The sequence below is a fragment of the Caballeronia novacaledonica genome, from assembly GCF_900258035.1.
Classification (GTDB): Bacteria; Pseudomonadota; Gammaproteobacteria; order Burkholderiales; family Burkholderiaceae; genus Caballeronia; species Caballeronia novacaledonica.
Genome location: NZ_OGTP01000010.1, coordinates 173,411 through 196,340, shown reverse-complemented (window position 1 = coordinate 196,340; position 22,930 = coordinate 173,411). Strand labels below are relative to the sequence as shown.

At 63.0% G+C, this 22,930-nt stretch carries 25 protein-coding genes and 4 tRNA genes; 16 read left to right on the top strand and 13 right to left on the bottom strand.

Annotation, left to right across the window (positions count from 1 at the left end; genetic code table 11):
- Positions 1–39: 39 nt before the first annotated feature.
- Both serS and NOV72_RS16790 read left to right on the top strand, forming a co-directional pair.
- Positions 40–1,338 carry a serine--tRNA ligase gene (gene serS / locus NOV72_RS16795; protein WP_106855718.1) on the top strand — a complete coding sequence of 433 codons (1,299 nt, stop codon included), beginning with the start codon at positions 40–42 and terminating at the stop codon, positions 1,336–1,338.
- A 101-nt stretch (positions 1,339–1,439) separates the two neighbouring features.
- Positions 1,440–1,530, top strand: a tRNA-Ser gene (locus NOV72_RS16790).
- Positions 1,531–1,609: 79 nt separating this feature from the next.
- Here NOV72_RS16790 and NOV72_RS16785 read toward each other — a convergent pair.
- Positions 1,610–1,960 (bottom strand): hypothetical protein, encoded by a 351-nt coding sequence (locus tag NOV72_RS16785; RefSeq protein WP_106855717.1) that lies wholly within the window; start codon positions 1,958–1,960, stop codon positions 1,610–1,612.
- A gap of 249 nt (positions 1,961–2,209) precedes the next feature.
- Between NOV72_RS16785 and map the strand changes: the two genes are divergently transcribed.
- The 5 genes from map (at position 2,210) to minE (ending at position 5,757) form a co-directional block, all read left to right on the top strand.
- On the top strand, positions 2,210–2,992 hold the full coding sequence (map, locus tag NOV72_RS16780; protein ID WP_106855716.1) for a type I methionyl aminopeptidase: 783 nt from the start codon (positions 2,210–2,212) through the stop codon (positions 2,990–2,992).
- 158 nt (positions 2,993–3,150) lie between these two features.
- Positions 3,151–3,663 carry a GNAT family N-acetyltransferase gene (locus tag NOV72_RS16775; RefSeq protein ID WP_106855715.1) on the top strand — a complete coding sequence of 171 codons (513 nt, stop codon included), beginning with the start codon at positions 3,151–3,153 and terminating at the stop codon, positions 3,661–3,663.
- Between the two features lie 144 nt (positions 3,664–3,807).
- The gene (gene minC, locus NOV72_RS16770) at positions 3,808–4,590 is read left to right on the top strand and encodes a septum site-determining protein MinC (protein WP_106855714.1); all 783 of its coding nucleotides are present in this window, start codon (positions 3,808–3,810) and stop codon (positions 4,588–4,590) included.
- A gap of 87 nt (positions 4,591–4,677) precedes the next feature.
- The gene (minD, locus tag NOV72_RS16765; protein WP_106855713.1) at positions 4,678–5,493 is read left to right on the top strand and encodes a septum site-determining protein MinD; all 816 of its coding nucleotides are present in this window, start codon (positions 4,678–4,680) and stop codon (positions 5,491–5,493) included.
- A 9-nt stretch (positions 5,494–5,502) separates the two neighbouring features.
- Positions 5,503–5,757, top strand: coding sequence for a cell division topological specificity factor MinE (gene minE / locus NOV72_RS16760; protein WP_106855712.1), 255 nt, complete (start codon positions 5,503–5,505; stop codon positions 5,755–5,757).
- Between the two features lie 375 nt (positions 5,758–6,132).
- Here minE and NOV72_RS16755 read toward each other — a convergent pair whose 3' ends face one another.
- A complete protein-coding gene (locus tag NOV72_RS16755; RefSeq protein WP_106855711.1) occupies positions 6,133–6,312 on the bottom strand; it encodes a hypothetical protein in 180 nt (59 codons plus the stop codon).
- Between the two features lie 260 nt (positions 6,313–6,572).
- On the opposite strand from NOV72_RS16755, the gene NOV72_RS16750 reads away from it, so the two are divergent.
- Positions 6,573–7,757 (top strand): OpgC domain-containing protein, encoded by a 1,185-nt coding sequence (locus NOV72_RS16750; RefSeq protein WP_106855744.1) that lies wholly within the window; start codon positions 6,573–6,575, stop codon positions 7,755–7,757.
- 18 nt (positions 7,758–7,775) lie between these two features.
- On the opposite strand, the gene NOV72_RS16745 is transcribed toward NOV72_RS16750, so the two are convergent.
- The gene (locus NOV72_RS16745; RefSeq protein ID WP_106855710.1) at positions 7,776–9,080 is read right to left on the bottom strand and encodes an MFS transporter; all 1,305 of its coding nucleotides are present in this window, start codon (positions 9,078–9,080) and stop codon (positions 7,776–7,778) included.
- A 256-nt stretch (positions 9,081–9,336) separates the two neighbouring features.
- Entirely contained in the window at positions 9,337–9,813 is a 477-nt protein-coding gene (locus NOV72_RS16740) for a TonB family protein (RefSeq protein ID WP_106855709.1), read from the bottom strand.
- 141 nt (positions 9,814–9,954) lie between these two features.
- Between NOV72_RS16740 and NOV72_RS32345 the strand changes: the two genes are divergently transcribed.
- Both NOV72_RS32345 and NOV72_RS32340 read left to right on the top strand, forming a co-directional pair.
- A complete protein-coding gene (locus tag NOV72_RS32345) occupies positions 9,955–10,113 on the top strand; it encodes a hypothetical protein (protein ID WP_181291079.1) in 159 nt (52 codons plus the stop codon).
- A 48-nt stretch (positions 10,114–10,161) separates the two neighbouring features.
- Complete coding sequence (locus NOV72_RS32340) at positions 10,162–10,332, top strand: hypothetical protein (RefSeq protein ID WP_181291078.1); 171 nt, start codon at positions 10,162–10,164, stop codon at positions 10,330–10,332.
- A 24-nt stretch (positions 10,333–10,356) separates the two neighbouring features.
- On the opposite strand, the gene NOV72_RS16735 is transcribed toward NOV72_RS32340, so the two are convergent.
- The 6 genes from NOV72_RS16735 to rph form a co-directional block, all read right to left on the bottom strand.
- On the bottom strand, positions 10,357–10,674 hold the full coding sequence (locus NOV72_RS16735; protein WP_106855708.1) for a hypothetical protein: 318 nt from the start codon (positions 10,672–10,674) through the stop codon (positions 10,357–10,359).
- A 720-nt stretch (positions 10,675–11,394) separates the two neighbouring features.
- Positions 11,395–11,484: transfer RNA gene (locus tag NOV72_RS16730), tRNA-Ser, on the bottom strand.
- A 45-nt stretch (positions 11,485–11,529) separates the two neighbouring features.
- The gene (locus NOV72_RS16725) at positions 11,530–12,738 is read right to left on the bottom strand and encodes an MFS transporter (RefSeq protein WP_245933072.1); all 1,209 of its coding nucleotides are present in this window, start codon (positions 12,736–12,738) and stop codon (positions 11,530–11,532) included.
- Between the two features lie 11 nt (positions 12,739–12,749).
- A complete protein-coding gene (gene hemW, locus NOV72_RS16720; protein ID WP_106855706.1) occupies positions 12,750–13,973 on the bottom strand; it encodes a radical SAM family heme chaperone HemW in 1,224 nt (407 codons plus the stop codon).
- A complete protein-coding gene (gene rdgB / locus NOV72_RS16715) occupies positions 13,970–14,590 on the bottom strand; it encodes an RdgB/HAM1 family non-canonical purine NTP pyrophosphatase (RefSeq protein ID WP_106855705.1) in 621 nt (206 codons plus the stop codon). The genes hemW and rdgB overlap by 4 nt, the downstream gene beginning before the upstream one ends.
- Positions 14,580–15,338 (bottom strand): ribonuclease PH, encoded by a 759-nt coding sequence (gene rph / locus NOV72_RS16710; protein ID WP_106855704.1) that lies wholly within the window; start codon positions 15,336–15,338, stop codon positions 14,580–14,582. Before rph ends, rdgB begins: the two co-directional genes overlap by 11 nt.
- Positions 15,339–15,576: 238 nt before the next feature.
- Here rph and NOV72_RS16705 point away from each other — a divergent pair, with 238 nt between their 5' ends.
- From NOV72_RS16705 to NOV72_RS16685, 5 genes are all read left to right on the top strand, one after another.
- Entirely contained in the window at positions 15,577–16,527 is a 951-nt protein-coding gene (locus tag NOV72_RS16705) for a YicC/YloC family endoribonuclease (protein WP_106855743.1), read from the top strand.
- 9 nt (positions 16,528–16,536) lie between these two features.
- Positions 16,537–17,211 (top strand): guanylate kinase, encoded by a 675-nt coding sequence (gene gmk, locus NOV72_RS16700; RefSeq protein ID WP_106855703.1) that lies wholly within the window; start codon positions 16,537–16,539, stop codon positions 17,209–17,211.
- A 69-nt stretch (positions 17,212–17,280) separates the two neighbouring features.
- The gene (gene rpoZ / locus NOV72_RS16695) at positions 17,281–17,484 is read left to right on the top strand and encodes a DNA-directed RNA polymerase subunit omega (protein ID WP_006999799.1); all 204 of its coding nucleotides are present in this window, start codon (positions 17,281–17,283) and stop codon (positions 17,482–17,484) included.
- Between the two features lie 72 nt (positions 17,485–17,556).
- Positions 17,557–19,953 carry a RelA/SpoT family protein gene (locus tag NOV72_RS16690; protein WP_106855702.1) on the top strand — a complete coding sequence of 799 codons (2,397 nt, stop codon included), beginning with the start codon at positions 17,557–17,559 and terminating at the stop codon, positions 19,951–19,953.
- Positions 19,954–20,013: 60 nt separating this feature from the next.
- On the top strand, positions 20,014–20,505 hold the full coding sequence (locus tag NOV72_RS16685) for a phage protein NinX family protein (RefSeq protein ID WP_106855701.1): 492 nt from the start codon (positions 20,014–20,016) through the stop codon (positions 20,503–20,505).
- Between the two features lie 61 nt (positions 20,506–20,566).
- Here the strand turns inward: NOV72_RS16685 and NOV72_RS16680 are convergent.
- Positions 20,567–20,643, bottom strand: a tRNA-Arg gene (locus NOV72_RS16680).
- Positions 20,644–20,730: 87 nt separating this feature from the next.
- A tRNA-Arg gene (locus NOV72_RS16675) sits at positions 20,731–20,807 on the bottom strand.
- A gap of 172 nt (positions 20,808–20,979) precedes the next feature.
- Between NOV72_RS16675 and greB the strand changes: the two genes are divergently transcribed.
- Positions 20,980–21,531: a transcription elongation factor GreB gene (gene greB, locus NOV72_RS16670; RefSeq protein WP_106855700.1), complete on the top strand. Its 552-nt coding sequence runs from the start codon at positions 20,980–20,982 to the stop codon at positions 21,529–21,531.
- A 74-nt stretch (positions 21,532–21,605) separates the two neighbouring features.
- Here the strand turns inward: greB and NOV72_RS16665 are convergent, their stop codons facing one another.
- On the bottom strand, positions 21,606–22,748 hold the full coding sequence (locus tag NOV72_RS16665; protein ID WP_106855699.1) for a porin: 1,143 nt from the start codon (positions 22,746–22,748) through the stop codon (positions 21,606–21,608).
- Positions 22,749–22,930: the final 182 nt, after the last annotated feature.

The window sequence follows — 22,930 nt, the reverse complement described above, 5'->3', positions numbered from 1 at the left end:
AATCGGCATTTCCGATTACCTAACAAAGCTGCCCCCGCCATGCTCGACATCCAAACCCTCCGCAAAGACCTGGACGGCGTCGCGAAGCGTCTCGCCGATCGAGGCTTCACGCTCGACGTTGCCGCCTTCGCCGCGCTCGAAGCCGAGCGCCGCGATATCCAGACCCGTACGGAAGAACTCCAGGCGCGCCGCAACAGCCTGTCGAAGCAAATCGGCGCGATGAAGGGCCGCGGCGAGGACACGTCCGCGGTGATGGCGGAAGTGGGCGGCATCGGCGACACGATGAAGGAATCGGCGGCGAAGCTCGAAGAGATCCAGAAGCGTCTGTCGGATTTGATGCTGACCGTGCCGAACCTGCCGCACGAGAGCGTGCCGGTGGGCAACGACGAAACGCAGAACGTCGAAGTGCGGCGCTGGGGCGCGCCGCGTTCGTTCGATTTCGAGATCAGAGATCACGTCGATGTCGGTGCGCCGCTCGGGCTCGATTTCGAAACGGGCGCGAAGCTCTCGGGCGCGCGCTTCACGCTGCTGCGCGGGCCGATCGCAAGGCTGCATCGCGCGCTCGCGCAGTTCATGATCGACACGCACACGGAGCAGCACGGCTATACGGAGGCGTACACGCCGTATATCGTGAATCCGGAGATTCTCTACGGCACGGGCCAGTTGCCCAAGTTCGCCGACGACATGTTCCGCGTCGAGAAGGGCGGCGATGAAAACACGGTCACGCAGTACCTCATTTCGACGTCGGAAATCTCGCTGACGAACACGGTGCGCGACAGCATCCTCGAAGCCAGCGCGTTGCCGGTGAAGCTCACCGCGCATTCGCCGTGCTTCCGTTCGGAAGCGGGCTCGTACGGGCGCGATACGCGCGGCCTGATCCGCCAGCATCAGTTCGACAAGGTCGAGATGGTGCAGATCGTGTCGCCGGAACATTCCTATGCCGCGCTCGACGAGATGGTCGGGCAGGCGGAAACGATTCTCCAGAAGCTGGAACTGCCGTATCGCGTGATCGCGCTCTGCACGGGCGATATGGGTTTTTCCGCCGCGAAAACCTTCGATCTCGAAGTCTGGCTGCCTGCACAGAACACGTATCGCGAGATTTCGAGCTGCTCGAATACCGAGGCGTTCCAGGCGCGCCGAATGCAGGCGCGTTTCCGCAATGCGCAGGGCAAGCCGGAATTCGTGCATACGCTGAACGGATCGGGGCTGGCTGTCGGTCGCACGCTCGTTGCGGTGCTGGAGAACTTCCAGAACGCGGACGGCTCGGTGACGATTCCGGCGGTGCTGCGTCCGTACATGCGCGGCGCGGAAAGAATCGAAGTTTCGGCAGCAGTGTGACGTTTATTTTCGAAAAGGCTATTGGAAAGCGCGAAAGAGTTCGATATACTCTCGTTCTTCGTTGAGCAACGACCAGTTCACGAAGACCCGAAAGGGTAGACGGAGAGGTGGCAGAGTGGTCGAATGTACCTGACTCGAAATCAGGCGTACGGTTTTCCCGTACCGTGGGTTCGAATCCCACCCTCTCCGCCAAGACACTAAAACCCCGCAAGTCGTGAGACTTGCGGGGTTTTGCATTTTGGGCTTCGCGTACGTAGCGCGGAGCGATTTCTCAGGTCGTACACCGCGCAATATCGAATCGCAGTTCGGGCTCCGGCACGCCGCCATCGTCACTCGACGACTGCTGCACCTTCACGATCGATCCATAAGCCGACGGCGTCAACGTCACGAGCCACGCATTCGACCCGACGAGCAACTCGGTCGTCCCTTGATCGCGCCGCGTTTGCGCGGAAGGAATCATGCGCTGCAGACAACTCGATATATCCGACGCGACCCGCGCCGACGAAACGTGAATCACGGGCTTCGATGCGCGCAACTCGGGCTCGCTCGTCGAACTGCAGGCGGCAAGCGTCGCCATGCCCGACAGCATGACGGAAAGCAGGACAAATCGATGCAAATTCATAACGCTCCGGCAAGTTCGAAATCGGGCCACTAAAACACAAACGCGCTTTCGTCACAAGGGCGAACGGCGCTCGCGGCGCATCGGAAGGCACGCGCGGCAAGCCTCGAAATGCAGTGCCCGTGCGGCTTTCCAAGCGGAGGGTTTGCGCGGGAGTGCTATCATCGGCCCCATTGTCCTCACGCGCCACCCGTCTCGAACCTCGGCGAAAACGCGCGCGCGAGGCGGCACGAACCCATTCGCACTGCTTCAATGGCCATCACGCTCAAGACACCCGCCGACATCGAAAAGTTGCGCATCTCCGGCCGCATGGCCGCCGAAGTCCTCGCGATGATCGCCGAGCACGTCCGTCCGGGCGTCACCACCGACGAACTCGACGCCATCTGCAATCGCTTCATCGTCGACGAACTGAAGGCCATTCCCGCCAACGTCGGCTACATGGGCTTTCCGAAGACGGTCTGCACCTCGGTGAATCACGTCGTATGTCACGGCATTCCCGGGCCGAAAGAACTGAAGGACGGCGACATCATCAACATCGATGTCGCGATCATCAAGGACGGCTACTACGGCGACACGAGCCGCATGTATTACGCCGGCACGCCGAGCGCCGAAGCGCGCCGCCTCACCGAAACGACCTACGAAGCGATGGTCGCCGGCATGCGCGAAGTGCGCCCGGGCGCGACGCTCGGCGACATCGGCTTCGCGATCCAGGGCGTCGCGCATCGCGAGGGCTTTTCGGTGGTGCGCGAGTATTGCGGTCACGGAATCGGCCGGGTGTATCACGAAGATCCGCAAGTGCTGCACTACGGCCAGCGCGGCGCGGGGCTGCGCCTGAAGCCCGGTCTCGTCTTCACCATCGAGCCGATGATCAACGCGGGACGCGCCGCCACGCAGCAGTCGCGCGACGGCTGGACCGTGACCACGAAGGATCGCTCGCTGTCCGCGCAATGGGAGCACATGGTCGCCGTCACCGACGACGGCTTCGAAGTGCTCACACCGTGGCCGGACGGTACGGGAAGCTATGCGGCGCCGTGAGCACGCGGTCCTTCTCGTGTGCGCTGTAAAGCACTTTCCCGGATTTAGGAATTGACGGGTTCGCCCGTTCGGTTGAAGCTATGTCGATGGCCCGAGCGCCGGAGCCGCCGACAGAGCCGCACGCGCTTGAGCCTGAGAGCCAGAGAGAAATAGCCCGCATGAGTCCCTCATTGACCGTCAGCCGCATTGCCGCGCACCAAGGATCGGTTCTGCGCGAGCTTCGCACGGCATCGCTGCGCGAAGCGCCGTATGCATTCGGCGAAACGCTTGAAGATGCGCTGCTCGTCGATCCCTCGCTGTTCGACGACACCGCGGCGCTGCACGCGAAAGCGCCTCGGCTCGCGACATTTCTGCTCTACACGGAAGGTCATCCCTGCGGTCTCGTGCATGCGTACATCGAAGAGGCGCCGAGCGCGCGCGCGTTCGTGAGCGCGCTGTGGGTCGCGCCGGCCGTGCGGCATCTGCGCGGCGGCGAACTGCTCGTGAACGTCGCGTCGCAATGGCTCGTCCAGCAGGGCGTCGCCGAAGTGCATGCGTGGATCTCCGAGGAGAACCGCACCGCGGTGCGCTTCTACGAGCGCCTCGGTTTCGGTCCGACCGGCGACCGCCGCGCGATGTTGTCGCACGAAGAAGAAGCCGAGTCGCTTTTCGTGCGCCACATGCACGTCTGACGCGCGTTGGTCGGAGCTTCGCCGCCGCGTCTCGCACGCATGCGTGGCACACATTTCTCGTTTTCGATAGCGGAAAATCGGTCTCGAAAATTATGGCCGTGTGCGGCAACGCCTGTAAAATACGCAAAATTTTTGGCCGTTCCTATGTCGCTCAACAAAACGCCCTTCTTTGAACTGCGCAGCGGCTCCGTCGATACGCTTCTCTTCGTCGTCAAGACTCCCGACCTCGGCGCGCTGCGCACCGAACTTACGCGGCGCTTCGAAGCGACTCCCGAATTCTTCGCAGGCGATGTCGTCGCGATCGACGTGCGCCGTCTCGCCGATTCGAAGGCCGGCGAGGGCGAACGCGTGCCGCTCGCCGAACTCGAGAATTTGTTGAAGAGCGTGCGCATGCGTCCGATCGGTATCGTCGCGCTTCCCGCGCAGACGTGGGCGATCCAGTGGGCGAACGAAGGCGGCCTGCCGATTCTCGAAGCGCGCGACCGGCGCGGCGCGCCGAAGCCTTCGACCGACGAGGCGAAGCCGAACACCGAAGCCGCCGCCGTGATCGAGGCGGCTGTCGCGAAGGAGCCGGCGCCCATGTCGCCGCCTGCGCCCGTGACCATCGTCGACCGGCCGCTGCGCTCGGGTCAGCAGGTCTACGCGAAGGGCGATCTGATCGTGCTCGGGCTCGTGTCGTACGGGGCCGAAGTGATCGCGGAAGGCAATATCCATATCTATGCGCCGTTGCGGGGCCGTGCGCTCGCGGGCGTGCACGGCAATCTCGACGCGCGCATCTTCTGCACCTGTCTCGAGCCGGAACTCATCTCCATCGCGGGCATCTACCGGACGACCGAGAACCCGCTGCCGGCCGACGTGCTCAGCAAGCCGGTGCAGATCTGGCTGAACGAAGAAAAACTCATGATCGAACCGCTGCGGCTGACCTGACGGGTCGGATCGGCCGGCGCGCCCGATGCCCCGGCGCGCGCCCGAACGCAACGCGAGCGGACCTATTGACGAACACAAGGTACTTGTATGGCAAAAATCATTGTGGTGACTTCGGGGAAGGGCGGCGTCGGCAAGACGACCACCAGCGCGAGCTTCGCATCGGCGCTCGCATTGCGCGGCCACAAGACGGCCGTGATCGACTTCGACGTCGGTCTGCGCAATCTCGACCTCATCATGGGCTGCGAACGCCGCGTGGTGTACGACCTGATCAACGTCATTCAGGGCGAAGCGAATCTTCACCAGGCGCTCATTAAGGACAAGAAGTGCGAGAACCTCTATATCCTGCCGGCTTCGCAGACGCGCGATAAAGACGCGCTCACGCTCGAAGGCGTCGAGAAGGTGATCAACGAGTTGATCAAGATGGATTTCGAGTACATCGTCTGCGATTCGCCGGCGGGCATCGAATCCGGCGCGCTGATGGCGATGCACTTCGCCGATGAAGCGCTCATCGTGACGAATCCGGAAGTGTCTTCGGTGCGCGACTCGGACCGCATTCTCGGCATTCTGTCGTCGAAGACCAAGCGCGCGGTCGAAGGCAAGGATCCGGTCAAGGAACATCTGCTCATCACGCGTTACAACCCGAAGCGCGTGAGCGAGGGCGAGATGCTGTCGCTTTCCGATATCCAGGAAATCCTGCGCATCGAACTGATCGGCGTGATTCCGGAATCGGAAGCGGTGCTGCATGCATCGAACCAGGGCTTGCCGGCCGTGCATCTGGATGGCACGGACGTCGCTGAATCGTACAAGGACGTAGTGTCGCGCTTTCTCGGGGAAGAGACGGCGCTGCGCTTCACCGACTATCACAAGCCTGGTCTGCTGCAACGCATCTTCGGCACCAAGTAAGGGGACGCAATGTCGATTCTTTCGTTTTTGCTGGGCGAGAAAAAGAAGTCCGCTTCGGTCGCGAAGGAACGCTTGCAGTTGATCATTGCGCACGAGCGCGCGGGTGGCAAAGCCGCCGCCGATTATCTGCCGGCGTTGCAACGGGAACTCGTTGCCGTGATTTCGAAGTACGTGAAAATTTCCGATGACGACATTCGAGTGAGCCTCGAACGTCAGGACGACCTCGAAGTGCTGGAAGTGAAGATCGAGATTCCGCAGGCGTAACGTTTAGCGCATGCGCGCGCGGCATCGCGTCGGCCCGGCCGCGCGAGCGCTCCGGAAAAATACAAAGCCAGGATCGGATGATCCTGGCTTTTGTTTTTGCGCGCTATCGTTTGCGTGTCGGCGTGGCTCGACATCACGCGGATCACGAAGCGGTGAATACGAGGTCTGAAAAAAAGAACAGGCGCGAGGCTTTCGCCTGGCGCCCAAGAAACGCTCCCGCCATAAGCAGGAGCGGAGAGGAGAAGAGAGCTGCAGTTCAGCCCGCAAAGCGCGGCCGCGCGTACAGCATTACCTGCTAGGAGCGAACACGCGCGCGAAAGTTCAATCGATTTGAAATTATTTTGCCGGTCCGGCTTGTAAAGCCGGCGCAGCCTGTCAGGCGGTAAGCACTTCGAAAGCAAGCACCGCCAGCAACGCCCCCAGATTTGCGATGACCGCTTCGAAAAGCACGCCTCGCCATGTCGCGGGACGGAATTTCACTGCAAGCAGCAGCGCGCTCAACAGGGCGATGGCGATCATCGCGACGAGATGGGCGCTTTGCAGATGAATGCGCATGACGGCCTCCTCTTCGAAATCGCGGCATTCGTTCCGCGCATCATTTTTGTCGAACTTGTTTCGAGTATAGGCAGCGGCCTATTTACTGGAAAGCGGACAAAAAAGTCATTTTGCCGCCAGCTTGCCGACTGCCATCGAGTGTTAATTTAAATACTCGTCGATTCAGGGAATTTTCTTTTCGGGCTCAGTACAAACCCCGTATGTGCGCGAAGCCATTCCCGGCGGCGTGCGAAACCGCAAGTTCGTGGAGCATTCGCCAGATGACTTCCCCGGCAACACGTTCTCTCGAAGTCGATTTCTTTCGCGGAATCGTGCTGCTCATTATCGCGGTGGACCACATAACGGGAAGCGTGCTTTCGCGCTTTACGCTGCATCAATATGCTTTTTGCGATTCAGCAGAAGTATTCGTGTTTCTTGGCGGTTATGCGTCGGCGGCGGCTTATACGGCGCTTGCGACTCGCCGTAGCGATTCAGTCGCACGCCGACGCTTTTTCAAACGCAGTTGGGAGATTTATCGCGCGTACCTGCTCACGGCGTTCCTGATGCTGATCGGCGGCGCGCTCCTGATGGCGCTCAAGGTCGACACGCCGATGGTCCAGTACACCGAATGGCCGAACTTTCTGGCGAGACCGTTCGGCCTGACCTTCGATATCGCGTTGCTGCGTCAGCAGCCGTATCTTTCCGCGGTGCTGCCGATGTACTCGGTGTTCGCGCTCGCCGTGCCGGTGATCGTTCCGCTCGCGCAGAAAAAGCCCGTCATCGCGATGTTCGGCAGCCTGCTCGTGTGGCTCGCGGCCATGCCGCTGTTGCGCTTTCTGCCCGGCACCTACGGCGAAGCGTGGTCGTTCAACCCGTTCGCGTGGCAACTGATGTTCATGACCGGCATTCTTTCGCGCGTCCAGCCGATCAGCGACGACTTTCACGCGAGCAAGACCGCGCGCTGGCTGACCGCGGGCGCGATCGCCATTGCGCTGACCTTCGCGTTCTTCAAGCTCTTCCTCGAAACCCAGGCGCCGCCGGGATACATGAAGCAGAACCTCGCGACGCTGCGCATCGTGAGTTTCGCGGCGATCGCGTGGATCGTCGCGCGCGGTGTCTATGCGGGATGGGTCGGCAGGCTGGCGCGCAAGCTGCCCGGCATCGTGACGATCGGCCAGCAAGGGCTCGTGTGCTTCATCGCGGGAACGTGCGTGTCGCTCGTGCTGGATTCGACATTGCGCGCGATGGGCGTGCTCGGGCTCGGCCGCTATCCGTCGCACTGGATTCTGGGATTGATCGCCGACGGTATCGCCATCGCCAGTCTGTTGCTGCTCGCGCGCTTCTGGGCGGATCGCAAGGCGGCGAAGGCGGCGCGCACGAAGGCCGTCGAGCGGCCGGCGCCGCGCCTTCCGGTCATCGAGGGCAGGCCGGTGCCTGCCCACGTCACGAACCCGCGCGAGCGCTAGGCGCGCAGTTTTCCGCGCTCATTCCAGTGCGATGTTGCGCGTCTCGCGCATGCACAGCACGGCGATCAGGCTCACCGCCGCCGCCGCCGACACATAGCCGCCCACCCACGTCAGCCCGCCGCGATTGGCGAGCAGTTGCGCGATGTAAGGCGCGACCGACGCACCCAGAATCCCGCCGAGGTTGTACGCGACGCCCGCGCCCGTGTAGCGCACGTTGGTCGGGAAGAGCTCGGGCAGCAGGGCGCCCATCGGCGCGAAGGTCACGCCCATCAGGAACAGCTCGATCGTGAGGAAGAGCGCGACTTGGATGGTGTCGCCGCTGCCGAGAAGCGGAGCCATCGCGAAGCCGGACAGAATCGCGAGCAGGCAGCCGACGATCAGCACGGGCCTGCGTCCGAAGCGGTCGCTCGCGATCGCGGAAATCGGCGTGGCGATCGCCATGAAGAGCACGGCGAAGCACAGCAGTCCGAGAAACGTTTCGCGCGCGAAATGCAGCTTGGCGACGCCGTAGGACAGCGAGAACACCGTCGAGATGTAGAAGAGCGTGTAGCAGACGACCATCGCGAACGCGCCGAGCAGTGTCGGCACGAGATGGCTGGACAGCAGTGTCGCGACCGGCACCTTCACGCGCTCCTTGCGTTCCACGGCCGCGCGAAACGCCGGCGTCTCCGCGATTTTCAGGCGCACGTAGAGGCCGAGCGCGACCAGCACGGCGCTGACGATGAACGGCACGCGCCAGCCCCAGCTTCGGAACTGTTCGTCGGAGAGCGACAGCGCGAGACCGAAGAAGAGGCCGTTCGACGCGAGAAAGCCGATCGAAGGCCCGAGCTGCGGAAACATCCCGAAAAGACCGCGCTTGCCTTTCGGCGCGTATTCGGTCGCGAGCAGCGCGGCGCCGCCCCATTCGCCGCCGAGCCCGATGCCTTGCCCGAAGCGCAGCACGCACAGGAGGATCGGCGCGAGGCTGCCGATCGAATCGTAGCCGGGCACGAAGCCGATGAGCGTCGTCGAGACGCCCATCACGAGCAACGAGGCGACGAGCGTGGATTTGCGGCCGATGCGGTCGCCGAAGTGACCGAAGATGAACGAGCCGATGGGCCGCGCAAAGAACGCGATGCCGAACGTGACGAAGGCGGAGAGCGCTTGCGCGGCGGGCGAGTCGTGCGGAAAAAACACCGGTCCGATGACGAGCGCGGCGGCGGTTGCGTAGACATAAAAGTCGTAAAACTCGATCGCGGTGCCGATGAAGCTCGCGAAAATGACGCGAGAAGCGCTTTGGGATCCGTCGCCGGGATTGGCGGCGGAAAGCGAGGGTGAGGACATGATGTCTCCGTTGTTGCGTTGTCGTGTTGCCGGACGATGCCGTCGCTTGACGTGCGTAAGTTTTATGTAGGAATTGCGATGCGATGGCGGGAAAGCCAGCTTTGACGGCGCGAGTAGCGCGTGATGTCGCGGCGCAGCCGGGCTGCGCTCAGGCGCTTCGCGCGACGCGCGGGGTGGGCGCGAGACGAAGGCCGCGCCGGAAGCGGGTCCGGCAGGGGTGCAAAAAATTATAACGAGCGTGCTGGGCGGGCGCCAATCAATCGATGGTCGTCGCCTGCGGCGAGTGTGAGGTTTGCAACTGGAACTGGCCGTTGTCGTTGAACATCCATCCTTCGAACAGTTCGAGTTGACCTTTGCCGTTCAGGAGACGCGCGGGCGGCGCGGGCAGCGGCGATGCGCGTCGCAGCGAGGCGAGCGCGGTGGCTTCGGCGTCGTCGTCGCCGTTTGTGCGATACACCGACGAATCGACGAGCCGTCCGCCGCGATCGACCGTGAAGGACACGAGCACGAACGAGCGCAGCATGGCTTGCGGCGTGCCTTTCAGCACGAGCGAGGGATTGCGCTCGAAGATGCGCTGGGCGATGCGTGCCTTGTATTCGTCGAGCGTCGGCGCAGACACGGCCGGCGCGGCGGCGCGCGCGGCCACGACGCTGGGCGGCGGGGTGATGGTGCAGGCGCTCATCGCGAATACACCGACAAGCGCAAGGGTGATGCAGGAACGTGACGCGGACATCGCAGGCAATGGCGAAACTGGCGTTACCTTAATAGTAGGCGCTCCACGGTTCGGCGGCGGAACGAATGCGTGCGCTGGCGCGCGTTCGGGCGCGGGATTTGCTGATTATGTTTTCATTCGAAAGCATTTCAGGAGGGCGCCATGAACAGCGAAACGAATCGTCCGGAAGACGGCCAGACCACGGAACACAGCGACAACGAGAAAAGCAAGCTGCCGGAGCGCGACGATGAGAACCGCAAGCAGGGTCCGAACGACAGGCCCGGCAAGCAGTCGGGCGAGGGCGAGGCGCCGGTTGGCTGAACGGTGCTAATGTAGACAGGGGATGTCCCCGGTTTTCGGGAGAATGCCATGTCACGCAAGAACCATCCGGCGCCGGCGGGTGCGCCCGCACGGGAAACGCAACCGGTTGCCGCGCCGCATGCGAAAAGCGAATCCAGGCGCGCCGCGCCAAAGCCGGATGCGGACAAGGCGGAGCCGGTTCCGCACGTTCGTCCGCCCGTCCGGTCCGACGACAATTGATCGAAAGGCGGCGCTTGCCGCTTTTCAGTCGGTGTACGGCTTGACCAGTTCCGCGCAGCGTATCGGCGCGGCGGATCGAACCGTGCCTGTTTCAGCCGCGCGCGTCTCCACGCAACGATAGAGGCTGTTGGTTTTCTGAAGCACGTACGTGTCTTCCGGAAGACCGGTGCTGCGTGCGGCTACGCTCGTCACCGCGACGATTCCATAACCGTTCTGTATCAGGTCGAAGAGCGTTGCTTCGGTCGCGCGCCATTGCGCGTTGGCTTGAGGCTGGGCTTGTGCCGGCAGGCTTACGGCGGCGAGGCAGCCGAAGAGGATGGGCATGATGCGGCCTGGCTTCATGGCGGTTCTCCGCGTTGTTATGGATGAGGCGGTTAGATGGTGTTCGGGGCATTGTGTTCACTTCGATTTTTTTGGCGAAGGGGACGATGGCCAAGGGCTCCCGGACACGGAGAACCGCCCGAAGCCGATGTGCTTTTCTGTGTAACGGTATTAAGCAGATTAGGATTCCATGATATTCATGTCGCTCCGCGAGTGAACGGAGGTGACATGTCGTTTCCCGAATGGGGATATTCCTACTACGTGCCATTGATCGGCGGATGGCATCGCGCGCTCATGCCCGCTCATGAAGTGCGGAAGGTCGACCGGGCATGGCGGCTTCCCTCGCGTGAGTGATTCGTCGTCTGTCAGTCGCGAACTTCGAGCGGAAGCCGTGCGGCGCCGCATCAGATCGGGCAACATCATGCCGCCTGCGCGCGGGCTTGGAAAAATCAGGTCGCAGCCTGGGATTCAAGCGCTTCAACGAGCGCGAACGCGGCCTGCTCGGCCGGTATCGACCAGATAGCGCGCTTCTTGTCGATCTCGCCCGATCGCGCCGCCGTCAGAATTGCGTGCCGATGCCCTCGACCTCTTTGGTACACGCCCCTATAAAAATCACGACTGAACCGGATTACGGGCGATGAAGTCGGAGAACTAGCGAGGCGACTTTCGGGCTGAAAGCATTATCTGGCGAGCGTTTCGGGATTGTTTCAGACGGAAGGGGACAAGCGGGGATAGGCGTTCTGGCGGAGGCGGTGAGATTCGAACTCACGGAAGGATCACTCCTTCGCCGGTTTTCAAGACCGGTGCCTTAAACCGCTCGGCCACACCTCCAGCAAGGCGCGTATTGTAGCGCAACTCATCGCGGTTCAGAAACGTTCAACCTTCGAGCGATTTCGTCGCCTTGAGCGCGGGAAAAAGCCGCATCCACAACATCGCGACGACAATCGTCCCGATCCCGCCGATCAGCACCGCCGGCACCGCACCGAACAGTCCCGCCGTCATCCCCGATTCGAACTCGCCGAGCTGGTTCGACGTCCCGATGAACAGCGAATTGATCGCGCCGACGCGCCCGCGCATTTCATCGGGCGTCTGCAACTGCACGAGCGACATGCGCACGACGACGCTGATCACATCCGACGCCCCCAGCGCCGCAAGCGCGACGAGCGACACATAGATATTGCGCGACAGCCCGAACACGATGGTCGCGATGCCAAACGCGATCACGCCGCCGAACAGCGCATTGCCCGCGCGCTGCCGCAACGGAAAATGCGCGAGCCAGATCGATCCGGCGAGCGCGCCGACCGCAGGCGCCGCGCGCAGAATTCCGAGTCCCCACGGCCCGGTGTGCAGGATGTCGTGCGCGTACACCGGCAGAAGCGCGGTCGCGCCGCCGAGCAGCACCGCGAAGAGATCGAGCGACAGCGCGCCGAGAATCACCGGCTTGCTGCGAATGAAGCCGATGCCGGAAAAGAGCGCCTCCAGCGACAGCGGCGCACGCATGCGCACCGCTTCGTCGATCTTGATCGCGGCCACCGCGCACGCAGCGACGAAGAACGCCACGGTCACCGCGCCGTACACAGTCAGCGCGCCGAGCCCGTAGAGTACGCCGCCCATCGCCGGCCCGAGGATTTGCGCGGTCTGGTTCGCGGACGTCGACCATGCGCTCGCATGCTGCAACTGATTGCGCGCGACGAGATTCGGCAGGAGCGCGGCCATCGAAGGCGATTCGAACGCGCGCGCCGCGCCGGTGATCGCGGCGATCGCGTAGATCGGCGCCACGTCGTGCCAGCCGTGCCATGCGCCGAGACACAGCACGAACGCGGCCACGCCCTCGATCGACTGGCACACGTACGCGATCGTGCGCCTGTCGTAACGATCCGCGACGTGCCCGACCACGAGCGTCAGCACGAACATCGGCAGAAACTGCGCCAGGCCGACGAGACCGAGCGCATACGCGCTATGCGTGATCGAATAGACCTGCCATCCGATCGCGACCGACATCATCTGAAACGCCACCGACGACATCACCCGCGCGGTCCAGAAAAGCGCGAACGGGCGATGCCGCATCACCGGGTCCGGCGCCATCGTCGGTGCGCTCAATTGTGCGGATCCTTCAAGAACAGCTCCTGCAGATCGTTGAGAAAGCGCTGGCCGAGTTCGGTCGGCGCAATGCGCTCGACATCGCGCGTGATGAGCCCGCGCTTCTCCGCGTCGACGAGCGCGGGTTCGATTGCCGACAGCGACAAACCCGTGCGCTCGACGAACGCATGCACCGGAAAGCCTTCGACGAGACGCAGCGTGTTCAGCATGAATTCGAACGGCAGATCGCGCGGGCCGACCTCGCGTTCTTCCTGGATTGCGGTTTCGGCGGGCGAGAGCGCGTGATCCATGTACGTCGCCGGATGCTTGAAGCGCGCCTGACGCAGAATCTTCGACGGAAACGACAGCTTCGTATGCGCGCCCGCGCCGATGCCGAGATAGTCACCGAAACGCCAGTAGTTCAGATTGTGGCGGCTCTGCCGATGCGGCTTCGCATACGCCGACACTTCGTATCGCGCGTAACCGGCGTCACGCGTGCGTTCGTGAATCCAGTCCTGCATGTCGGCGGAGGCGTCGTCGTCGGGCAGGGCGGGCGGGTACTTGGCGAAAAGCGTGTTCGGCTCCATCGTCAGGTGATACAGCGACAGATGCGGCGGCGCGAAGGAAATGGCCGTGTCGATGTCGTGCCTGCATTCGTCGAGCGATTGCTGCGGCAGCGCGAACATCAGATCGAGATTGAAGTTGTCGAAATGCTTCGCGGCGATTTCGACGGCTTTCTTCGCCTGCGTCGCGTCGTGGATGCGGCCGAGCGCCTTCAGATGCGCCTCGTTGAAGCTCTGAATTCCGATCGACAGACGGTTCACGCCGCTCGCGCGGAACGACGCGAATTTCGCGGCTTCGAACGTGCCGGGATTGGCTTCGAGCGTGATCTCGGCGTCGGCGTCGATGGGCAGCAACGCGCGCGCATCGGAGAGCAGCCGGTCCAGACCTTTGGCCGACAGCAGCGATGGCGTGCCGCCGCCGATGAAGATCGTATGCACCTGCCGTCCCCACACGAGCGGCAACGCGCTTTCGAGATCGGCGCGCAAGGCGTCGAGATAGCGTTCCTCGGGGAACGTGTCGTCCTTCCACTCATGCGAGTTGAAGTCGCAATACGGGCACTTGCGCACGCACCACGGAAAATGCACATACAGCGAGAGCGGCGGCAACGACGTCAGCCGGATGCTTCCCGGCGACGTGAAAGCCTTCACCACGTTGATCGTCTTCGGTCCGGCGCTCACGCAAGTTCCTTCAGTCGTTGCAGCAGTTCGCGCAGCGCGAGCGCGCGATGGCTCAGCGCGTTCTTGCGCGCCGGATCGAGCTCGGCGGCGCTCGCGTTGAGCGCCGGCAGGAAAAAGTGCGGATCGTAGCCGAAGCCGTTCGCGCCGCGCGGGACGTCGATCACTTCGCCATGCCAGCGGCCTTCCGCGACGAGCGGCTCGGGATCGTCAGCGTGACGCACGAGCACGAGCACGCAGAAGTAGTACGCGCGGCGATCCGCTTGACCGGCGAGATCGGCGACGAGCCGGGCGTTGTTCGCCGCATCGCTCTTCGCGCCGCCGTTCATCGACGCATAGCGCGCCGAATACACGCCCGGCGCGCCGTTCAGTGCGCGCACGCACAGGCCGGAATCGTCGGCGAGCGCGGGCAGTCCGGTGAGCGTCGCCGCATGCCGCGCCTTCGCCAGCGCGTTCTCGACGAACGTCACGTGCGGCTCCGGCGCTTCGGGCACGCCGAGCTCGCCTTGCGCGATCAGTTCGATGCCCGCCGCGTCCAGCAGCGATGCGAATTCGCGCAGCTTGCCCGCGTTGTTCGACGCGAGCACCACGCGGCCCAGACCCTGTGCGTCAGACACCATGAATCCCCAGTGCTTCCTTCTGCTTCAGGATCAGCGCCTTGATGCCGCTGTCGGCGAGCGCGATCAGCTCGTTCATCTCGTCGCGCGTGAAGGGCGCGCCTTCCGCCGTGCCCTGAACTTCGACGAACCCGCCCGCGCCCGTCATCACGACGTTCATGTCGGTGTCGCACTGCGAGTCTTCGTCGTAGTCGAGATCGAGCACGGGCGCGCCTTCGAAAATGCCGACCGAGATCGCCGCGACGAAGTCCTTGACCGGCGTCTTCGCGATCTTGCCGGCCGCGAGCAGCTTGCCGATCGCGTCGTGCGCGGCGACGAACGCGCCCGTGATGCTCGCCGTGCGCGTGCCGCCGTCGGCCTGGATCACGTCGCAATCGATATGCAGCGTGCGCGCGCCGAGCACGTTCAGGTCGAACACCGAGCGCAGCGCGCGGCCGATCAGCCGCTGGATTTCCTGCGTGCGGCCCGTCTGCTTGCCGCGCGCGGCTTCGCGGTCGCTGCGCGTGTGCGTCGCGCGCGGCAGCATGCCGTATTCGGCGGTGAGCCAGCCTTGCTCGCGTCCGCGCAGAAACTCGGGCACGCGCTCGGCGACGCTCGCCGTGCAGATCACCTTGGTATCGCCGAATTCGACAAGCACCGAGCCTTCCGCGTGCTTCGTGTAATTGCGCGTGATGCGCACGTCGCGCAACTGGTTCGCGCGGCGGCCGCTCGGGCGCGGAGGAGAAGGCTTCAGCAGGGGAGAGTCGGTCATGGAGTGTGTTCGAGAGAATTGAGCGGGAAAACCCGGCGGAACCCGACGATTTTATCGTCAATCACAATGCGGCGTCGCTCGCGCACGCGCCGTCCGGGCGGGCTTCGCGACAAAAATGGGATAATGCGGATTCCTCGCCCGGCGGCCAAACGCGTGCCCATCCCAAAGCACTTCAAAGAGCGCCGGGCGTTTCGGTGAATCGGCCTTCGCAATGAAGGCGCATATCGCGAGACGTACCATGATCTACAGCATGACAGGCTATGCCAGCGCGACGCGCGAAGTCGTCGCGGATGGCGCGGGTCCCAATGGCGCGGGCGGTTCGGGCGTCGGTGTATCGGTGGAATTGCGCACGGTGAATTCGCGCTTTCTCGATCTGAATTTCCGCATGCCCGAAGACGTGCGCGCGACCGAGCCGCAATTGCGCGAAATGCTCATGACGAAGCTCTCGCGCGGCAAGGTCGATATCCGCATCAACCTGAATCGCGTCGAGCAGACGGCGAACGCGGGCGCGCTCAATCGCGAGGCGCTCACGCAGCTCGCCACGCTCGAACGCGCCGTGCTCGACGTCTTCCCCGATTCCGAACGCATGCGCACCGGCGAAATCCTGCGCTGGCCCGGCGTGCTCGCGGAAAGCGCGGTGTCGCAGGAAACGCTGCGCGAAGCGGTGCTCGCGTGCGGCAAGCAGGCGATCGCCGATCTCATCGAAGTGCGCGCGCGTGAAGGCGCGGCGCTCGGCCGCGTGCTCATCGAGAACGTGACGGAAATGGAAGCCATCGTCGCGCGCATCACGCCGCTCGTGCCGGAACTCATCGCGAAGCATCAGCAGAAGATCGTCGAGCGTCTGCAGGACGCGCTCGGCATCGCGACCACCGAAGGCGGCGCGGCCATCACGACGAGCGTGCCGCGCGAAGAAATCGCCGAGCGCATCCGTCAGGAAGTGACGATGTACGGCATCCGCATCGACATCGCGGAAGAATTGCAGCGTCTCACCGCGCATCTGAACGAAACGCGCCACGTGCTGCAAAAGGGCGGCAAGGTCGGCAAGCGGCTCGACTTCATGATGCAGGAGCTGAACCGCGAAGCGAACACGCTCGGCTCGAAGGCGGCCGCGAAGGAACTCGCGGACGCATCGATGACGCTCAAGCTGCTCATCGAGCAGATGCGCGAGCAAGTACAGAATCTGGAGTAACGCAACATCATGCCGAATACCACACACCGCTCGCATAGCCATTACACGGGCATCTATCCCGGCAATCTGTTCATGGTCGTCGCGCCGTCGGGCGCGGGCAAGTCCACGCTCGTGAACGCGCTGCTCGCCGAGGATGCGGACATCCTGTTGTCGGTTTCGTACACGACGCGCGAAGCGCGTTCGAAGGAAACCAACGGCGTGCAGTATCACTTCGTGTCCGTCGACGAGTTCATGGAGCGGCGCGACAAGGGCGAGTTTCTGGAGTCCGCCGAGGTGCACGGCAACTACTATGCGACGTCGAAGCTGTGGATCGCCGAGCAGATGAAGCAGGGCCACGACGTGCTGCTCGAAATCGACTGGCAGGGCGCGCAGCAGGTGAAGAAGCAGTTTCGCAACGCGGTGGAAATTTTCATTCTGCCGCCGTCGCTCGACGCGCTCGAAGATCGCCTCAAGAAACGCGGCCAGGATTCCGAAAAAGTGATCGTGCGACGCCTGCTCGCGGCCGGCAGCGAGATGGCGCATGCGTCCGAAGCGGAGTATGTCGTCATCAACGAGAACTTCGATCGCGCGCTCACCGAACTGCGCTGTCTCGTCGCCGCGACGCGCCTGCGCTTCACGTCGCAATACGCGCGCAATACGCAGCTTTTCGTGGACCTCGGCATCCACTCCACGCCGCAGGCATGACGCACTGCAGTGGCCGGGTCGATCGGTCACATAAGGTAGAATAAAACCCATATTCCGAAGGAAACAAACATGGCCCGCATCACCGTCGAAGACTGCCTGAAACAAATCCCGAATCGCTTCGAGCTCGCGCTCGCGGCAACGTATCGCGCGCGCCAGCTCGCGCAGGGCCACACGCCGAAAATCGAAAGCCGCGACAAGCCGACCGTCGTCGCGCTGCGCGAGATCGCCGCGGGCCAGGTTGGTATCGAAATGTTGAAGAAGGTGCCCGTCTAAGGGCTGCCGTTCCGCACGGTTTCATTTTTTGCAACCGACGACCCAGCGCGTCACGTCACCACGGAGGGGAAGATGAGTCAGACACCGTTGCCCATCTCCGCCGCCGTGGACCACGAGCTCGAAATCGATCAGGATTCCGTGCTCGACGCCGACAAGCCGCATGCGGCGCGCAAGTACATCGACGCGGTCCTCGAACAGTCCTTCCGCCATCTGTTCGGCCCGACCGCCACGCCGGAGCAGCCGCGCAAGCACGACGTCGTTTCCATCGCGAAACTGACGAATGCGCTCGCGGGCTACATCACCCCGGAAGAGATCAAGGAAGTCAAGGCGGCGTTCCACTTCAGCGACGAAGCGCATCTCGGGCAGTATCGCCAGAGCGGCGAGCCGTACATCACGCATCCGGTCGCGGTCGCGGAAATCTGCGCGGGCTGGAAGCTCGATGCGCAGTCGATCATGGCCGCGCTGCTGCATGACGTGATCGAAGATCAGGGCGTGACCAAGACCGAGATCGCGGAGCGTTTCGGCGCGAAGGTCGCGGAACTGGTCGACGGTTTGTCCAAACTGGACAAGATGGAATTCCGCAATCGCGAGGAAGCGCAGGCGGAAAACTTCCGCAAGATGCTGCTCGCGATGGCGCGCGACGTGCGCGTCATTCTCGTCAAGCTCGCCGACCGGCTGCACAACATGCGCACGCTCGGCGCGGTGCCGCCGGAGAAGCGCCGGCGCGTGGCGCGCGAAACGCTGGATATCTACGCGCCGATCGCGCACCGGCTCGGCCTGAACAACACGTATCGCGAACTGCAGGATCTGTCTTTCGCGAACTTCAATCCGAACCGCTACGCTACGCTCGAAAAAGCGGTGAAGGCCGCGCGCGGCAATCGGCGCGAAGTGGTCGGCAAGATTCTCGAAGCGGTGCAGCGCACCATCGCCGATGCCAAGATCAACGCGGAAGTCACCGGCCGCGAGAAAACGATCTTCAGCATCTACAAGAAGATGCGCGACAAGCAGTTGTCGTTTTCGCAGGTGCTCGACGTCTACGGTTTTCGCGTGGTGGTCGAGAGCGCGCTGGAATGCTATACGTGCATCGGCGCGCTGCACGCGCTCTACAAGCCCGTGCCGGGAAAGTTCAAGGACTACATCGCCATTCCGAAGGTGAACGGCTATCAGTCCCTGCATACCACGCTCGTCGGTCCGTTCGGCGCGCCGATCGAGTTTCAGATCCGCACGCGCAAGATGCACGAGATCGCCGAGGCGGGCGTCGCGGCGCACTGGCTCTACAAGAACGGCGGCGCGGACCTGAACGACGTGCAGAAGCGCGCGCATCAATGGCTCAAGTCGCTGCTCGACATTCAAAGCGAAGCGGGCGATTCGAGCGAATTTCTCGAACACGTCAAGATCGACCTGTTCCCGGACGCGGTCTACGTCTTCACGCCGAAGTCGAAGATCATGCCGCTGCCGCGCGGCGCGACCGCGCTCGACTTCGCGTATTCGATTCACAGCGACCTCGGCAACCAGTGCGTCGCGGTGAAGATCAACAACGAGCTCCTGCCGCTGCGCACGGAGCTGAAAAGCGGCGATATCGTCGAAGTGATCACCGCGCCGTATTCGAAACCGAATCCCGCGTGGCTCGGCTTTGTGCGCACCGGCAAGGCGCGCTCGGCGATCCGTCATTACCTGAAGACGATGCGCCTGAACGAGTCCGTCCAGTTGGGCGAGCGGCTCGTCGATCAGAGTCTCAAGGGCTATGGCCTCGCGCTGTCGGACGTCACGCCGGAAGTGTGGGAAAAGCTCGTGCAGTGGACCGGCAACAAGACGCGGCAGGAAATTTTCGCGGACATCGGTCTCGGCCGGCGCGTGGCGGCGGTGATGGCCAAGCGCATCGAAGTGTTGATGAACGGCATCGCCGACGACGACGAGCATCCGCATCGCGAGCATCACAACACCAATACCGCGCCGCCGGTCGTCATCACGGGCACGGAAGGCATGTCGGTGCAATTGTCGCCGTGCTGCCGCCCGATTCCCGGCGACGACATCATGGGCTACATCGGCATCGGGCTCGGCATGGCGATCCACACGACCGAATGCCGCGTCGCGCAGCGTATTCATCGGCGCGATCCGGGCCGCTGGATCGATGTCGCGTGGGCGCCGCAGCCGGGACGTCTGTTCGATGTCGCCGTCAAGGTGCTCGTGAAGAACACGAAGGGCGTCTTCGCGCGCGTCGCGGCGGATATCACGTCGGCCGACGCGAACATCGTGCATATCGCGATGGACGAAGACGTGTCGCAGGAAGCGAAGCTCTTGCGCTTCGTGATCCAGGTGAGCGACCGCGTGCACCTGGCGAACGTCATGCGCCGTGTGCGCACCAATCCGGACGTGATGCGCATCGCGCGCGAGCGTCCGAGCGACGAACCGCATCACCGCAATCAGGACGGCGGCATGCGCATCGACCGCGAGCGCGCCGACTACTGACGCGGCGCGGGAATGCGGCGTGCATGCCTGTTATCGATGACGAACAGGAGAACGCGCCGCATGAACACTTCCGATCTCGAAGGCGCCACGCTCGACTACTGGGTCGCGCGCGGACTGCACGAATTCATCCGAGAGATTCATTTCACCGATAGCGGAGAGACGCTCTCCATCCGCGGCAACGATCGCGGCAAGCCTTGGGACGGGCGCTTCCTGCCGTCGACTTCCTGGGAGGCGGCGGCCGTCGTGCTGGAGCGCGCGTGCAAGCTCGAGATGCACGATCACGGGCGCGGCGAGGTGATCTGCACCGTGAGCTTCGGCAAGGACGGCAAGCCGGTGGAAGGACGCGGCGCGTCGTTGCGGATCGCCTTGCTGCGCGCCTTCGTGCGCCACACGTTCGGCGATGACGTCGACGATGATTTCTTGCACCGCTCGCAGACCTTGCTCGGGACGCGGGCGGAGGCGATCGGGGAGTCGAGTGCGGTGGTGTCGGTGGAGGATGTGCCGAGGCCGGAATTGAACATCGGCGATATCGGCTCGGTGCCGCGCCAATAGCCGGCGCTCTTTGACGAGAGCAAACAAAAAGGGCCTTCCGTATGGAAGGCCCTTCGAAAGATGGCGCGGCTGGCAGGATTCGAACCCACGACCCCTTGGTTCGTAGCCAAGTACTCTATCCAACTGAGCTACAGCCGCACGCAAAACGGTACAACACTATGTTACTTCAACGCGCTCATGGTTAAGCGCTCGATGACCTCGTCAGAGCGAGAACACCAGAATAAGTGGCGCGGCTGGCAGGATTCGAACCCACGACCCCTTGGTTCGTAGCCAAGTACTCTATCCAACTGAGCTACAGCCGCACGCAGAAGCGGAATTATAGCCAAGCCTGTTCCGAAAAGGAAGGGGTTTGAGCCAAACTATCGAATTTTCTGTCAGCATCCGCTCGACGAAAGGGGCTTTCGGCGTGGTAAGTTGATGTCTGGAAAGCAAGTACCTCACGGAATTCGACCTCATTCGGCATCGAGCAGCATCATGAACAAGGCATTTGTCAAAGAGTCGGAAGACACCGACGACGACCTCGAACCCGGCCATCCGGACGTCCCGGCGGGCACGAAGAACTACATCACGCCGGCGGGCCACAAGCGGCTGCGTGACGAGCTTCTGCAGCTTCTGGACACGGACCGTCCCGAGGTGGTCAAACTCGTCTCCTGGGCCGCGTCGAACGGGGATCGCTCGGAGAACGGCGACTATATCTACGGCAAGCGGCGGCTGCGCGAGATCGACCGCCGCATCCGCTTTCTGACGAAGCGCCTGGATCTCGCGGAAGTGGTGGACAGCAGCAGGCAGGAGAACGTCGATCAGGTGTTCTTCGGCGCGACGGTGGACTACGCGGGCGACGACGGCGACACGAAGACGGTGACGATCGTCGGCGTCGATGAGGTGAATCTGGAGCTCGGCTACGTGAGCTGGATCTCGCCGGTCGCGCGGGCGCTGCTGAAGGCGAAGACCGGCGACACGGTCGCGCTGCATACGCCGGCGGGCGTGCAGCAGATCGACATTCTGGACGTGCGATATCCGGATTGATCGAAGGCCGCCGTGCAGACGAAAAAAAGCCGCTCCGAAGAGCGGCTTTTCTACAGCGAGACTGCCTGTGAAGCTTAGAAGCGGTGACGCATGCCAACCGTCGCGGACACTTGATTGCCGTTCGACGACATGCCAACACCGTTGATCACCGCACCGATCGGCAGGCCGTCCTGGTCGGTCATGTGCTGGTATTCGCCTTGCAGGTACACGTCGGTACGCTTCGACAGCGCGTACGCCGTTTGCAGGCTGAACTGGTGGAACTTCGGCTTTTCGCCGTCGATACGGCTGTCGGTGTAGGTGTAAGCACCCGCGAGCGACAGAGCCGGCGTCAGGTTGTAACGGCCGTTGACTTCGTAGTTGGTGAAGCGAACGTGACCGTCGGTCAGGTTGATCGAGCCGGCGCCTTGCGAGCCGACGTTGGTGATCGACGAAGCGTTGTCCAGCATCGTCTGCGTGAACACGAAGCCGACCGTTGCCGGGCCGAACGCGTAGTTCAGGCCACCGCCGAAGATGCGCTGACGGCCGGCGACGAACGGCGTGTTGTCCGTCGTGATCGCGCCGTTGACGTTGTTGGTCGGCGAGCCGACGTTGTTCAGCTGCATGTACGCGGCCGCAACGTTCAACGGGCCGTAGTTGTACGACGCGCCGACGCTGTAAGCGCGGTTATCCGCAAAGCCGCCTGCTTCGTTCGAGAAGCCGTACATCGCGCCCAGCTTGAAGCCGGCGTAGTTCGCGCTCGTGTACTTGACCGAGTTGTTGACGCGGAACGTGTTGTCGAGGTTGTCGTTGTCGAACGGGTGGGCGAACTGCGTGCCGCCGTATTGCGTGCCCGTCAGAGCCAGAGGCCCGAGGAAGTCGACCACGGAGTCATATTGACGGCCGAGGGTCACGGCGCCGAACTGGTTGCTCGACAGACCGACGAATGCCTGACGGCCGAACTCGCGACCACCCTGGCCATTCGTGCCGTTCATGATGTTGAAGCCGTTCTCCAACGTGAAGATCGCCTTCAGGCCGCCGCCGAGGTCTTCCGAACCACGCAGGCCCCAACGGCTGCCGTTGACCGAACCGCTCGTCGCCTTCCAGTTGCTGTGGCCTTGCTGGTTGTTCGTGTAGGTGATGCCCGCATCGATCAGGCCGTACAGCGTGACGCTGCTTTGCGCATGGGCGGCGGTAGCAAAAACGCCCGACAGGGCGGCGACCATGAGAGTCTTTTTCATCTTTGTAACTCCGAGAGCAGATTGGGCCGGGGACCCAGGCTTTGAGGAAACCTCGCTCCGGCGCGCTGCGAGAGGCGCGGGCGGAGGAGCAATGCATCGACGACACATTTGTTTCCGGACCAGACGAAGTGTAAAGACGGTGTTACAGCGGAAGGCCTTCCAAATTCCACAATAAACCATTG

What these genes read in the sequence shown, in the direction of transcription:
- NOV72_RS32340 (WP_181291078.1), top strand. Translation starts at nt 10,162, where the DNA reads ATGTCACGCAAGAACCATCCGGCGCCGGCGGGTGCGCCCGCACGGGAA.
- NOV72_RS16685 (WP_106855701.1), top strand. Translation starts at nt 20,014, where the DNA reads ATGAACACTTCCGATCTCGAAGGCGCCACGCTCGACTACTGGGTCGCG.
- NOV72_RS16745 (WP_106855710.1), bottom strand. Translation starts at nt 9,080, where the DNA reads ATGTCCTCACCCTCGCTTTCCGCCGCCAATCCCGGCGACGGATCCCAA.
- NOV72_RS16775 (WP_106855715.1), top strand. Translation starts at nt 3,151, where the DNA reads ATGAGTCCCTCATTGACCGTCAGCCGCATTGCCGCGCACCAAGGATCG.
- NOV72_RS16705 (WP_106855743.1), top strand. Translation starts at nt 15,577, where the DNA reads ATGATCTACAGCATGACAGGCTATGCCAGCGCGACGCGCGAAGTCGTC.
- NOV72_RS32345 (WP_181291079.1), top strand. Translation starts at nt 9,955, where the DNA reads ATGAACAGCGAAACGAATCGTCCGGAAGACGGCCAGACCACGGAACAC.
- NOV72_RS16755 (WP_106855711.1), bottom strand. Translation starts at nt 6,312, where the DNA reads ATGCGCATTCATCTGCAAAGCGCCCATCTCGTCGCGATGATCGCCATC.
- NOV72_RS16735 (WP_106855708.1), bottom strand. Translation starts at nt 10,674, where the DNA reads ATGAAGCCAGGCCGCATCATGCCCATCCTCTTCGGCTGCCTCGCCGCC.
- map (WP_106855716.1), top strand. Translation starts at nt 2,210, where the DNA reads ATGGCCATCACGCTCAAGACACCCGCCGACATCGAAAAGTTGCGCATC.
- minC (WP_106855714.1), top strand. Translation starts at nt 3,808, where the DNA reads ATGTCGCTCAACAAAACGCCCTTCTTTGAACTGCGCAGCGGCTCCGTC.
- minD (WP_106855713.1), top strand. Translation starts at nt 4,678, where the DNA reads ATGGCAAAAATCATTGTGGTGACTTCGGGGAAGGGCGGCGTCGGCAAG.
- NOV72_RS16750 (WP_106855744.1), top strand. Translation starts at nt 6,573, where the DNA reads ATGACTTCCCCGGCAACACGTTCTCTCGAAGTCGATTTCTTTCGCGGA.
- minE (WP_106855712.1), top strand. Translation starts at nt 5,503, where the DNA reads ATGTCGATTCTTTCGTTTTTGCTGGGCGAGAAAAAGAAGTCCGCTTCG.
- greB (WP_106855700.1), top strand. Translation starts at nt 20,980, where the DNA reads ATGAACAAGGCATTTGTCAAAGAGTCGGAAGACACCGACGACGACCTC.
- serS (WP_106855718.1), top strand. Translation starts at nt 40, where the DNA reads ATGCTCGACATCCAAACCCTCCGCAAAGACCTGGACGGCGTCGCGAAG.
- rpoZ (WP_006999799.1), top strand. Translation starts at nt 17,281, where the DNA reads ATGGCCCGCATCACCGTCGAAGACTGCCTGAAACAAATCCCGAATCGC.
- gmk (WP_106855703.1), top strand. Translation starts at nt 16,537, where the DNA reads ATGCCGAATACCACACACCGCTCGCATAGCCATTACACGGGCATCTAT.
- rdgB (WP_106855705.1), bottom strand. Translation starts at nt 14,590, where the DNA reads ATGGTGTCTGACGCACAGGGTCTGGGCCGCGTGGTGCTCGCGTCGAAC.
- NOV72_RS16725 (WP_245933072.1), bottom strand. Translation starts at nt 12,738, where the DNA reads ATGGCGCCGGACCCGGTGATGCGGCATCGCCCGTTCGCGCTTTTCTGG.
- NOV72_RS16740 (WP_106855709.1), bottom strand. Translation starts at nt 9,813, where the DNA reads ATGTCCGCGTCACGTTCCTGCATCACCCTTGCGCTTGTCGGTGTATTC.
- NOV72_RS16690 (WP_106855702.1), top strand. Translation starts at nt 17,557, where the DNA reads ATGAGTCAGACACCGTTGCCCATCTCCGCCGCCGTGGACCACGAGCTC.
- NOV72_RS16665 (WP_106855699.1), bottom strand. Translation starts at nt 22,748, where the DNA reads ATGAAAAAGACTCTCATGGTCGCCGCCCTGTCGGGCGTTTTTGCTACC.
- rph (WP_106855704.1), bottom strand. Translation starts at nt 15,338, where the DNA reads ATGACCGACTCTCCCCTGCTGAAGCCTTCTCCTCCGCGCCCGAGCGGC.
- NOV72_RS16785 (WP_106855717.1), bottom strand. Translation starts at nt 1,960, where the DNA reads ATGAATTTGCATCGATTTGTCCTGCTTTCCGTCATGCTGTCGGGCATG.